At 52.7% G+C, this 11,980-nt stretch carries 9 protein-coding genes; 6 read left to right on the top strand and 3 right to left on the bottom strand.

Annotated features, from left to right (window positions below; genetic code table 11):
* Nucleotides 1-67: 67 nt before the first annotated feature.
* Genes MIH18_RS08475 through MIH18_RS23940 form a run of 6 tightly spaced genes read left to right on the top strand, consistent with a single transcriptional unit; the run spans nucleotide 68 to nucleotide 8,150 of the window.
* Nucleotides 68-610, top strand: coding sequence for a GspH/FimT family pseudopilin (locus MIH18_RS08475; protein WP_249014308.1), 543 nt, complete (start codon nucleotides 68-70; stop codon nucleotides 608-610).
* Nucleotides 611-633: 23 nt separating this feature from the next.
* Nucleotides 634-1,152 carry a type IV pilus modification protein PilV gene (gene pilV, locus MIH18_RS08470; RefSeq protein ID WP_249014307.1) on the top strand — a complete coding sequence of 173 codons (519 nt, stop codon included), beginning with the start codon at nucleotides 634-636 and terminating at the stop codon, nucleotides 1,150-1,152.
* A 4-nt stretch (nucleotides 1,153-1,156) separates the two neighbouring features.
* Nucleotides 1,157-1,954, top strand: a complete 798-nt coding sequence (locus MIH18_RS08465) for a PilW family protein (protein ID WP_249014306.1) — start codon at nucleotides 1,157-1,159, stop codon at nucleotides 1,952-1,954.
* Nucleotides 1,955-1,971: 17 nt separating this feature from the next.
* Entirely contained in the window at nucleotides 1,972-2,529 is a 558-nt protein-coding gene (locus MIH18_RS08460; protein WP_249014305.1) for a PilX N-terminal domain-containing pilus assembly protein, read from the top strand.
* 36 nt (nucleotides 2,530-2,565) lie between these two features.
* Nucleotides 2,566-7,680 carry a PilC/PilY family type IV pilus protein gene (locus tag MIH18_RS08455; RefSeq protein ID WP_249014304.1) on the top strand — a complete coding sequence of 1,705 codons (5,115 nt, stop codon included), beginning with the start codon at nucleotides 2,566-2,568 and terminating at the stop codon, nucleotides 7,678-7,680.
* Entirely contained in the window at nucleotides 7,680-8,150 is a 471-nt protein-coding gene (locus MIH18_RS23940) for a type IV pilin protein (protein ID WP_283164860.1), read from the top strand. Before MIH18_RS08455 ends, MIH18_RS23940 begins: the two co-directional genes overlap by 1 nt.
* A gap of 13 nt (nucleotides 8,151-8,163) precedes the next feature.
* Here MIH18_RS23940 and MIH18_RS08440 read toward each other — a convergent pair whose 3' ends face one another.
* The 3 genes from MIH18_RS08440 to MIH18_RS08430 all read right to left on the bottom strand — a co-directional run bounded on the left by MIH18_RS08440 (nucleotide 8,164) and on the right by MIH18_RS08430 (nucleotide 11,891).
* Nucleotides 8,164-8,724, bottom strand: a complete 561-nt coding sequence (locus MIH18_RS08440) for a GspH/FimT family pseudopilin (protein ID WP_249014303.1) — start codon at nucleotides 8,722-8,724, stop codon at nucleotides 8,164-8,166.
* A gap of 75 nt (nucleotides 8,725-8,799) precedes the next feature.
* Nucleotides 8,800-10,185 carry a sigma-54 dependent transcriptional regulator gene (locus MIH18_RS08435; protein WP_249014302.1) on the bottom strand — a complete coding sequence of 462 codons (1,386 nt, stop codon included), beginning with the start codon at nucleotides 10,183-10,185 and terminating at the stop codon, nucleotides 8,800-8,802.
* 8 nt (nucleotides 10,186-10,193) lie between these two features.
* Nucleotides 10,194-11,891 carry an ATP-binding protein gene (locus MIH18_RS08430; protein WP_249014301.1) on the bottom strand — a complete coding sequence of 566 codons (1,698 nt, stop codon included), beginning with the start codon at nucleotides 11,889-11,891 and terminating at the stop codon, nucleotides 10,194-10,196.
* Between the last annotated feature and the right edge of the window lie 89 nt (nucleotides 11,892-11,980).

Genomic DNA, 11,980 nt, shown 5'->3' with positions numbered 1-11,980 from the left:
TCGGAGAGGAGCTGACATTCGCTTCCGCATTATTTAAATTAATACTGACTTCAAGGGATGAGTGCTTATGCGCAGGCAATTCGGTTTCACGCTTATCGAATTAATGGTCACCGTGGCGATTCTGGTGATTCTTGTCACTGTGGCTTTGCCGTCGTTTCAGTCGGTGATAACCAGCAACCGGCTGGCAGACGCACGTGACAGTATGCTGGCGGCCATTCAGTACACCAAAGGGGAAGCTGTTGCCCGCAACCGCGCTGTGTCCTTATGTTCGTCGGCTGATGGCACCACCTGCGCCGGCGCCAATGACTGGGGCAAAGGCTGGATTGTGGTGACGGATAACAACGCGACTGGCACGACGGTGTCCATTGGTGAATTGCTGCGGGTGTTTCAGGCTCCGGATACTGCACAGGTAACTGTTACCCACGGTGGAGCTTCCGGTGCAATTCCCCACTTTCGATTTTTGCCAACAGGTATCGCTGATAGTCTAAATGAGCAGAAATATTTCGGTTTTTGCGATCCGTCCGGAAATGGGCAGGCTCGGTCATTAATCGTTTCCGTTACCACCGGTGCGCTGTCCACAGGCACTGAAGCAAATGCGAATTGCCCATGATACAAACTTCATCTGAATTCAAATTGTCCAGGAAACCGGGTGCCAGCCAGTCCGGCATTACCATGATTGAAGTGCTGGTTGCGGTGCTGGTTTTGGCGGTTGGCTTGCTTGGCGTTGCAGGCTTGCAGTCTCTCAGCTTGAAGAATACGACAACTGCGCACTTTGCGCAGGAGGCACAAAGTTACAGTGATGACTTGATCAATCGAATTATGGCCAACAATCAGGCCGCCGACAACGGCGCATATGCCTATGCCAATAGTATCGTGACCAGTGCACCAACACCTGACTGCTCTGCTGGCACTTGCAGTTCTGCGGAAATGGCTGCTTGGGATCTTTGGCAATGGAATACAGCGCTAAAAACAGCGGTGGGCGCGCCGCCGGCGGCCGCGGCCAAGGTGTTGTGGATTGCTACAGACGAAGAATACGATATTGCAATCACTTGGAATGCTGCCCGCAGTGGCGGCACTTACACGGTCCCAACCTGTACAGCAGCCGATAACAGCGCCGAAGGCTGTTATTTCACCGCTTATCGCCTGAGGTAATCCGATGATAAAACAACGCGGCTTGTCGCTGGTTGAGTTAATGATTGCAATGGCGCTTGGCCTGATTCTAACGCTAGGTGTTATCCGCATCTTTATCAGTAGCAAACAGACCTATACCGTGGTGACTTCCCAATCTCAGGCGCAGGAAAACGCAAGGGTGGCGCGGCATTTTTTAGGGAGGGCGCTGCGTCATGCCGGATACTGGGACGACCCGACGGTGGTAAGGGAGTTTCCAGCTCTTGGCGGGTTACTAGCTAAGAACGAAGTAATTACCGTCGCAGATAATGACAGCACCAACAGTAATATTGTGGATGGTACAGATTCCATTGTTGTGCGTTTTAACGGCGCAGCGGACGGTTCCTTGACAACCTGTCTGGGTGAGTCATTGGATGAAACACAGATTGCGGTAAACAGATATTATATTGGTGATGCGGGCGCCAGCACACAGGTTCCGTCCCTGATGTGTGAAAGCTATGTTATGGGTGTTGCTGCCACGGCTTTGCCAACGCCTACGCGCCAGCCACTCATTACCGGTGTTGAGAATCTTCAAGTCGAATTGGGCTTGGGGGATCAAACCAGCATTCGCGAATACGCCAGCCCTTCAGCGGTATCCATTGATTGGGGTACGGTGAAATCCCTGCGATATGCACTGCTGACCACTTCGAATCAGAACGCGACCGGACAGGAAGACACCCGTACCTATGCCCTTGTGGACGGTGAAACCGTCACCGCATCGGGCGACAATCGTATTCGTCAGGTACAGCGAGATTCCGTATACCTGCGCAACTTCCGCGGCCAGTAACGGCAGGAGACACGTTAATGAAAAAAGCCATGGCATTCGTAAGCGTACAGCGCCAGTCAGGCGCGGTTTTATTGGTCAGCCTGGTCATGCTGTTACTGCTGACGATTATTGGCTTAAGTGCGGTAGACATCACCACCCTGGATACACGTATTACGGCCAATAGCCGCGACCGGAGTATTGCCTTTGACGCGGCCGAAACCGCGTTAAATGTGGCCACAGAGACCATTGCACCGGGTAAGTCATTGCCGGACTCCAGTACCACCGGCTTCCAGGCTGCGATTATGGTGGATAACTGGTGGCAGTCTACCGATGCAGCTTGGTGGGGAACGGGAACCAACTCGGAAAACGTTACAGATTATAGTGGGCGCAGTGCGAAACAAAACTATGTGATGGAGCAGCCTATCGAATCGAACACCAATGGGGCAGGCCAGAAAATAGCTGATTTGGCCCTTGGCACAATCAAACCGGTGACCCGTTTTTATCGCGTTACTGCCCGTGGTGAAGGCCCTGGCGGTACCAGTGTTCATGTGCAGACGATATATGCACGCAAGGTGTATAACAATGCAGCCCAATAGATTACAGCAGATTGTGGCGCTCGGGAGGGCAAGCACATGAACCTAAAAAGAAAATTTAATTTTCTCGCGGCGTTTTCTATGACGTTGATGGCCAGCGGTTACGTGCCTGTCTCTGCGGCGGCGCCACTGAATCTGGCCAATCAGCCTCTCTTTCTTGGCTCGACCGCTCCCCCGCTATTGATGCTTAACGTAGGAAAAGATCATAAACTTTACTATGAAGCTTACAACGATGCATCAGATCTGAACAACGATGGCGTAGTTGACGTGGGATATAAGCCAACAATCGATTACTACGGCTATTTCAATAGCTACGCCTGCTACGACTATGAGAGCAACATTTTTGTCCCGAAGAGCATAAAGTCAGACGCTGAGAAAACAGCCAAGAATAAAACCTGTAGTAATAGTGCGGGCAGTTGGAGTGGCGACTTCCTGAACTACATATCCACAGCGCGTATTGATGCGCTGCGCAAAGTGTTCTACGGCGGCTATCGCTCCACAGACACCAACTCCAAGACCGTTCTTGAACGTACCCACATTCCCCAAGACGCCCATACCTGGGCTAAAGAGTATCGCAGCCTGGGTGTCGACGGCTACAACATCGACGATTATACACCGCTTAGCATGCCGCCTTTGGGTCGTGGGCATTTATTTGGCAATGTTTCTTACTCGGTGGGCGGTGATCCTTTATTGCGAGTTCTTCCGAACACGGTTTTCCGCCCTTGGGAGTGGGCATCGATTGAGCGGCCGGTACTCGGAAATGACTGCGTTGCCGGCATTGGTGGTTCCCGAGTTAGTTGTGAAACGTCGGGCGGCAGTAGTAATTGGAAAATTGCTGAAAGTACGTTGTTCCAGAATCTTGCAGTCAGCTACTACGATGTGCCGTCCGGTACTAACTCACCTACAAGTGCTTCCCAATTCGATACCCTGATCAGTAACAATGAGAAGCCCGGCCAGCAGGTTGGGGCTACCCAGAACTTGTCAACTATTCAAGGTGGTTTAGGGAATCGTGATAATTACATCTCTGTGGTGCGCGGTGACATGGTAATTCCGGAAACAGGGCAGTATGCCTTCGCTGTTAACGGTGATGACGCGGTAGACTTCACCATCACATCGCCTGGTGGCACGGATTACACCCCTTTGGGTTGGTACGGAGGCCACAGCGCATGTACAGCGGATAGCTGCAAGGGTGATTATTCTGAAAATTATTCACTGGATGCCGGCACCTACCAAGTGATGTTCCGGCATCATGAACAGACCGGTGGAGACAGTTTTGTGCTTTACCGCAACACCAATAGCGTCTCCTCGAGTTTCGCCGATTACGCCGTGAGAGTTGAAGTCTGTAAGTCTGCCAGCCTGCTAGAAGACAACTGCAAAGCCTACAGTGACGATAGCAACACCAGTTATAAGCCCACTGGACTGCTGCATGATTATGGTGAGAACAACAGCATCTTGTTCGGGCTGCTGACGGGGTCGTATGAAAACAATCTTCAAGGCGGTGTGTTACGTAAGAACATCAGTTCTTTTCAGGATGAAGTGAACAATGAGGACGGCACCTTTACAGATGTCAACGGTATCGTTTCCACTCTGAGTAAGTTGCGGACTGTAAATTTTCAGACCTCTAATCAGCAATATAAGTGTGGCTTTATTACCAATAGAGCGCTCGCGAACGGCGAATGCGAAATGTGGGGCAACCCTATTGCCGAAATGATGTACGAGTCAGTACGTTATTTCTCGGGCAAAACGTCGCCAACAAGTGTATTTAACATTGCTGCCACAGGCAATAATGACGCTGCTCTTGGGCTGCCAAGACCCGATTGGGTAAACCCTTACAACCCTACCAATGGCCAGCCCTATTGTGCTGCACCTAACATAATGGTGTTGTCTGACGTGAACGTCAGCTACGACTCGGACACGGTGCCCGGCTCTTCGTTTTCGAGTTTTACCGGCGATGTAACCGGGCTGAACGTGACAACGCTGTCAAACACCATTACCGCTAATGAACCTGAAGTGCCGGGTCTTCATTACATCGGACAGTCTGGCACCGTCGCAGACAATGCACCAAGTGCGAAGACGGTCACGAGCTTGGCAAATATCCGTGGGCTGGCGCCTGAAGAACCCACCAAGCTTGGCAGCTATTATTCGGCAGCGATCAGTTATTACGGTTGGCTGACGGACCTCTTCCCAGACAAAGGCACGGAAACCGATCCGACAAACATAAATACTTATGCGGTTGCCCTAGCATCGCCACTGCCACGTATTAACATTCCGCTGTCGGGTGGAAACTCTATTTCATTGGTTCCGTTTGCGAAATCGCCTGGTGGCGCCGGTATCAATGGGGCTGAGGGACAGTTCCAGCCAACCAATACCATTGTTGATTTTTACGTGGAGAGTATTACCCCAACCTCCGGCAGCTTCTTGATTAACTTTGAGGACGTAGAGCAGGGCGCCGACCATGATATGGATGCGATTGCGCGGTATCAGTACGACTTGGATAAGGATGGCTTGGTGACCGTTAAGGTCGACTCACTCTATGCCGCTGGCGGCATCGACCAGCATATGGGATATGTTATTTCAGGCACTTCAAAAGACGGCATTTATCTGGTTGTTCATGACATAAAAGATCAAATAAACGGTGAGGTACAGACTTACTATCTTGATACACCCGCCGAGAGGGCCGGTCCAGACGCAGACAGGGGCACCGCAAAGTTGACCCTCTCAAGCACGCGGACCTTCACGGCTAGTGGCGCTGCCGCGGCAACTCTGCTTAAAGATCCGCTCTACTTCGCTGCGAAATGGGGGGGGTTCACTGACAAGAACGGTAATAACATCCCCGACCTGACCGAAGAGTGGGACAGCAAGAACAACATTACTCAGGCAAACACCCCGGACGGCGTTCCCGACAATTATTTTCAGGTGACCAACGCGCTGGGCCTGAAAGACCAGTTGAGTACGGCGTTTGATCTTATACTGACGCAGGAAGGATCAGCATCGACAGTTACCGTCAACTCCGGTGCGTTGAATACGAATACCCTTTTGTTTCAGGCTGTTTTCAATGCTGACGACTGGTCAGGCAATGTCCTTGCTTACCCGGTTGAAGGCAATGGGCTTGGGGCGGAAGTTTGGAAATTTGCGGACGTTCTGAAAAATCAGCTCTCTCCAGTTGATGGATTTTTGGCCAATCGTGAAGTTGTGACCTACAACCCGGCTGAAGGGGTCGGTGTTCCCTTCACCTGGCCTAGTGACCCGGATACACTCAAGTCAATCGATATCAGCCAAGCACAGGTTAATGCACTGCGAAGCGGTGTAACTGCCAATGCCGACAATTATGGTAAGTCTCTGCTCAACTTCATTCGCGGTGATCAGAGCGAAGAGGGTGCGAATGAGGATGGGGAAACTAAATTGGAGTTCCGCGAGCGACAGACCGTTTTGGGCGATATCGTCAATTCGGACCCGCTGTTTGTGCCGGCGCCAGGTTTTTTCTATCCGGACAACTGGGGCGTCTCGGCCTTGGAGAACAGCAAGCCCTATTCGGATTTCCGCCAGACATTCAAAGATCGCGAGCCTGTTCTCTACTTTGGTGCCAACGACGGGCTTTTTCATGCCATCAATGCATACGCCAACAATAGTGATACTAGTGTTGGACCTATCCGCACAGATGGCGGTGAAGAGTTGCTTGCCTACTTGCCATCGCTGGTTACAGACGATTTGAATGCGCTATCTGATCCCAATTACAACCACCAGTATTATGTTGACGGGCCGTCGACTTACGGTGATGTTTTCTTCAACAGTAATTGGCACACTGCGCTGGTTGGGGCGCTTGGGAAAGGTGGTCAGGGTCTGTTCGCGCTGGACATCACCAACCCGAAAGGCACAGTCACAGATTATCCGAGCTTCGATGAAGCTAATGCCAGTGACCTCGTGCTCTGGGAGTTCTCGGATGCGGACGATCGCGATATGGGTTATAGCTACGGCGACCCGGTTATCGTTCGTATGAACAACGGTGAATGGGCGGCTATTTTTAGCAATGGTTATAACAATACTGAAAATGATGGTATTTCCAGCACAACGGGCAACGCTGTTCTCTACGTCGTTAATATTGAGACAGGCGCGCTGATCAGCAAGCTCGACACCGCAGCCGGCACCGAAGACGACCCGCAGGGCCTGTCACGGCCGAATGGTCTTGCGTCGCCGGCGGTCATCGATGAAGACGGTGACTATATTGCTGACACCATTTATGCCGGCGATTTGTTCGGCAACCTGTGGAAGTTTGACGTGTCCAGTGCCGATAAGGCTAACTGGGGAGTTGCATTTGAGTCCACTGATGGTCCTGAGCCGCTATTTGTGGCGAAGGACAGTGACGGTAATGCGTTACCGATTACGTCCAGACCTAGTGTGGGTTCCCACCCAGACCCCTCTATAGCGCCAGATGACGTCATTGTGTACTTCGGCACTGGCAAATATCTGGAGTCAGGAGACAATAATCCAAGCGGCCAGAACACTCAGGGATTCTTTGCTATATGGGATGATGGCACTCAGGTTTCGGGCCGCTCAGATCTGTTGCAACAGTCAATTATTGGTGAAGCGAGTAACGACGATTTTGACTTCCGCTTGACGACGGATAACGAAATTCGCTGGGAGGAAGTGGTTAGTGGAGCTTCAACGCTGCCAGCCTATCGTGGCTGGTTCATGGACCTGATCAACACCGGGGTCGAAACTCCCGACAATGCAGGAGAGCGCGTCGTTTTTGCGCCGATCATCCGAAATGACAGGATTATTTTCACAACGCTGATTCCAAGCCTTGACCAATGCGCTGCAGGCGGGTCTGGCTGGTTAATGGAAGTGAGTGCGATCAGTGGCGCCCGGCTGCCGCAGTCCCCGTTCGATGTAAATGACGACGACGTCTTCAACGATGCAGACTTGGTTGATTTCGACGGTACGCCCTTGCCAACCAGTGGTATTCGCAAAGCTGGCGGCGCTGAAGGAGGGTCCGGTATTCCGACTCCGCCGGCGATACTTGATGACCCTGAATGCCCGAACGGAGTCTGCAGCGAGCTTAAGTTCACCGGTACGTCTAAGGCTACTGTTGAATCCATACGGGAGTCGTCGAGCCCATACTCGCAAGGCCGACAAAATTGGCGTGAGGTTAACTAATGGATCAGAAACACGTTTTCAATGGTCAGACTGCCTGGTTCCGAAATAGAACCAGACAGAAAGGCTTTACTTTGATCGAGGTTATGATTGTCGTGGCGATAATCGGCATTCTTGCCGCTATCGCCATTCCCTCATATCAGAGCTATGTACAAAAAGCGCGACGCGTCGATGCGCAGGCCGCGTTGACTGAAATGGCCCAGGCAATGGAGGCGGCTTATGCTCGCAATTTTAGCTACGAAGAGCAGGCTACAGGCCCAGCGGATACAGGTACACCAAGCGCTGCAATTTTGCGAAGCTCAAGCGTGGACTTCTACACCCTGACTATCAGCGCCGCCGCGAAAAACTCGTACGCACTGAGCGCAGCACCCAGCGGAGCACAGGTACAAGACCAGTGTGGGACGCTGAGTATCGACAATACCGGCCAAAAAACCGCCACTAAGGGCGGCACGGCTATTAGTGATTGTTGGTGATATATGTGCTTGGCTAACAGCTGATGGGTGTTCCGGGAGACCGCTCTTCTATACCGTCGCCGTTGAAATCTGCAGACGTACGTACGCGCCCGGCAAATGAAATCACAAGAGCTCGTCCGCCTTCGGTGAAAAGCGGATGGCAAAACTCTACGGAGCCAGCTGTCCCATTAGCCGTGCCAATGGTGTCAAACTGAAAATGCGCACGGCTGGCGGGGCGCTTGGTCAGCTTCCATTGGCCGAGGTCGACGTCGATACGGCGCAATGTCAGTTCGTGGCTATCTAATCGGCCATTTTTATTGTCGTCTATAAAAACCGTGATAGAACCACTCCAGTCGTTATGGCATATACCCGAGTTGTCTAAAGGACAAACTGTGATAAGTTGTTGCTGATGGATTGCTTCAAGTCGCGCGAAATTGAACAGTGTCAGCAGATCATTGCGCACCTGGTCTGCTTTATTGGAGCGGACCACCTGGTCAAAGGCGGGTAAGGTAAAGCTGAGTACAATAGTGATTATGGCAACACAGATCATCAGTTCGGGAAGAGTAAATCCTTCGCCGTGAGCAGCATATTTCATGATTAAAGTCCTTTTTGGAATTCTATCTGCTCGTCCTGAGCAACCTTAGGCTACCGTATCTGGAAGTGTGTTTTGTTAATCCAGTCCCAGTTTCTTCAACTTATACCGCAACGCCCGAAAACTGATCCCCAATTTTTTCGCCGCCGCCGTTTTATTCCAGCGCGTTGCTTCCAACGCCTGCTCAATAGCCTTGCGCTCTATGTTCTCCAGATATCCCTCAAGGCCCAGGTTCTGCTCTGACAGTTGGGGGTCCGCCGTTGCCACAAGCTCGGTTGTGGGTGTCAGAAAAGCCGAATCAATGTCGCTACAAGAGCTGCCAAGTTGAAGGTCGCCGGTGTCAATAACGTCTCCGTCGCAAAGTGTAAACGCCCGCTCCAGTATGTTTTCCAGCTCGCGCACATTACCCGGGAAATGGTAGCCCTTTAAATAGTTAACGGCGGCATCGGTGAGGGCGATGGGTGTGCACTCGTATTCGCGGGCAATGCGCAGCAGAATGTGCCTGGCAAGCAGCGCTATGTCGCCGCTGCGTTCGCGCAGAGGCGGCACGCGGATTTCAATCACGTTGATGCGATAGAACAGGTCCTGGCGGAACAGGCCATCTTGTACCAGCCCCGGAAGATCTTTATGGGTTGCACTAAGCACACGGATATCGACCGGCACTTCGTGGCTGTCACCGACCGGGCGTACGGCTTTTTCCTGAATGGCCCGCAGAAGCTTTACCTGCATGGGCAATGGTAAGTCGGCGATTTCATCCAGAAACAGGGTACCGCCGTTGGCGCTTTGAAACAGGCCTGGCTTGTTGTCCACCGCTCCGGTGAAGCTGCCTTTTTTGTGGCCGAAAAACTCACTTTCCATTAACTCAGACGGAATAGCGCCACAGTTCACGGCTATGAACGGCCCATCACATCTAGGGCCCTGCTGATGAATGGTGCGCGCGACCAGCTCTTTACCGCTGCCGGATTCGCCTTGAATAAAGACAGGCGCTTGGCTGCGAGCCAGTTTGCGGGCCTGATTGCGTAAGGTTTGAATCTGGGCGGAATTGCCCAGCAGCAAGCCCGGGTCGCTATTGTCTTCTGGCGCAGGCTCGGGGCTCTGGGCCAGTTTGAGCGCGGTGTTAACGAGCTCCCGCAGCCGCGGCAATTCGACGGGCTTTGACACAAAATCAAAGGCACCTGCCTTCAGGGACTCAATGGCGATGTCCATACTGCCGTAGGCTGTTATAACGGCGACCGGCGTATTGGGGGAATGCTGTTGAATCCATTGCACCAGCTCGATGCCTTTGCCATCTGGCAGGTTCATGTCGGTCAGGCACAAATTTGGCGTGTGCTTTTGCATGCCTGCGATCCCCCCTGCCAGAGTGCCCGCGGTGACCGTATTCAGGCCCATGCGGCTGAGGGTTATCTCTAGTAGGTCACGGATGTCGGGTTCGTCGTCTACGATCAGCGCGGTCAGTTTGGTCATAGTACCCTTTAGATTATACGCCCGGGATGGGCGAACATAATGCGAAAGCAGCACCCTGGCTGTTCGGTGTTAATCAGCGACAGGTGAGCCTGATTCGCCTCACACAATTCTTTTGCCAGATAGAGGCCCAGTCCGGTGCCATTTTTGTCGGTTGTAAAAAACGGTTCGAATACAGACGACGTGTTTTCTTTGGCAATGCCCGGGCCGTAATCCTTGATATCAATGTAGGCGCGGGCGCCGTCGGCGGCGATTCCGGTGACTATTTCTATTTTAGCCTTGCCACAATGCAATTCACTGTAGCGTAAGCCATTGTCGCATAGGTTGATCAGAATTTGTTCCAGCTGGCTGGTGTCGAAACGCGCAGTGGGCTGAACGCCTGGCTGAACCTGAAGGCGGATTAGCACGGGTTCATGTTGACTGTGGGTTTGCAGAAAATCGTCACGAAACTGTTCTAGCCAGGGCTGCAGGTTAATCGGCTCGGCGGCTGAGGTTTCACGGCGGGACACACCCAGCACATTCTCTATAATGGCGTTCACACGTTTTGAGTGGCGATGAATAATCGCCAGCATCTTTTGGTCGGCCGTATCCATATTCGGCGACTCGTCCAAAAGTTGTGCGGCGTGGCTGATGGCCCCCAACGGGTTGCGAATTTCATGGGCGATGCTGGCCGTTAACTGGCCCAGTGAGGCGAGCTTCATTTGTTGCGCCTGCTGGGTTACGCGGCTGATGTCTTCCAGAAACATCAACACTAGTTCGCCGGTGTTTTGGTCCAGGTGGGCAAACGTAGCTTGTATGGGTGAGGACGTGCTTGAGGGCTGAAAGGGTGCGATGCTTAGTTGCGGATGCAGCAGCCAGCTTTTGAATCCGGCTAGTAGGTTTGCGGGCAGAAGGTGCGCGCCAGTTGTTTGTCCGGCCTCTGCTCGCTGCGCAGAAACTGTATACCCCGCCAGCATTTCGCTGGCAGCGGCGTTCATCAGGCGAACCTGGCCTTCACGGTCTAGCACCAGTATACCGGTGCGCATGCGCTGAATGATTTGCTGATTGATCTGCTCCAGCTCGGCAAGACTTTGGGCACGGCTGTTGGCAAGAGTTTCGCTGCGGCGCAGGCGGATGGCAATGTATTGCAAAGCGGCGGCGGTCACAAAATAAACAATACCCAATGACCCGGCCCGCACCACGTCATCGGCGCTTTTGCCCTGTTCCAGCATCGCCCAAAGTGCAATGGCCAGTGAACTGAGAGTGGCTAAAGCAGCGTAAAATGTACCCATGCGCCCCGGTGTCATGATGTTGCCGGCGGCGACTGATACGATCACCAGGTTTGCCATGCCATTGGTGATGCCGGAACTGCTGACCAGCAGGCCATGAATGATCAGTATATCCAGCAAAATGGAGACGCTGATGTTGCGCTCACTGGGCTGGAAACCGGTAATCATTAACACCGCTATAAACGCGTTTACGGCCAGATAGGCGATTACGCCCGCCTGAAAGTAGTCCAGTTGGCGGAATCGACCGTCAAAACTGGTGGTATCCACCAGCAGTAGCCCGATAAGCAATATACCCAGCACCAGACGATAGTAGTTATAGACCCGAAACAGTTCGCCGCGCTGGCGTGTGCTCAGCAAGTCGCCAGCGCTGGCTGCGAGCGCCGTCGTTGTGGAAAGTGTTGACGGATTGGAGAGCGTGGGCGGCGTGGAAGACGCTGTCATAAGTAGTGCCATATACCCGGTGAAAGCAACCTTTAGCTGCCGGTAGTGGTGGTGCTATAAGGGCGCTGCCGCAGACTTGGCGCGGCAGC

The sequence above is a fragment of the Marinobacter sp. M3C genome, from assembly GCF_023311895.1.
Lineage (GTDB): Bacteria > Pseudomonadota > Gammaproteobacteria > Pseudomonadales > Oleiphilaceae > Marinobacter.
Note: the sequence above shows the minus strand (reverse complement) of the source record. Positions and strands in the feature narration are given on the sequence as shown.

Coding starts and splice junctions, on each gene's coding strand:
- MIH18_RS08475 (WP_249014308.1), top strand. CDS start 68: ATGCGCAGGCAATTCGGTTTCACGCTTATCGAATTAATGGTCACCGTG.
- MIH18_RS08465 (WP_249014306.1), top strand. CDS start 1,157: ATGATAAAACAACGCGGCTTGTCGCTGGTTGAGTTAATGATTGCAATG.
- MIH18_RS08460 (WP_249014305.1), top strand. CDS start 1,972: ATGAAAAAAGCCATGGCATTCGTAAGCGTACAGCGCCAGTCAGGCGCG.
- MIH18_RS08455 (WP_249014304.1), top strand. CDS start 2,566: ATGAACCTAAAAAGAAAATTTAATTTTCTCGCGGCGTTTTCTATGACG.
- MIH18_RS23940 (WP_283164860.1), top strand. CDS start 7,680: ATGGATCAGAAACACGTTTTCAATGGTCAGACTGCCTGGTTCCGAAAT.
- MIH18_RS08440 (WP_249014303.1), bottom strand. CDS start 8,724: ATGAAATATGCTGCTCACGGCGAAGGATTTACTCTTCCCGAACTGATG.
- MIH18_RS08435 (WP_249014302.1), bottom strand. CDS start 10,185: ATGACCAAACTGACCGCGCTGATCGTAGACGACGAACCCGACATCCGT.
- MIH18_RS08430 (WP_249014301.1), bottom strand. CDS start 11,891: ATGACAGCGTCTTCCACGCCGCCCACGCTCTCCAATCCGTCAACACTT.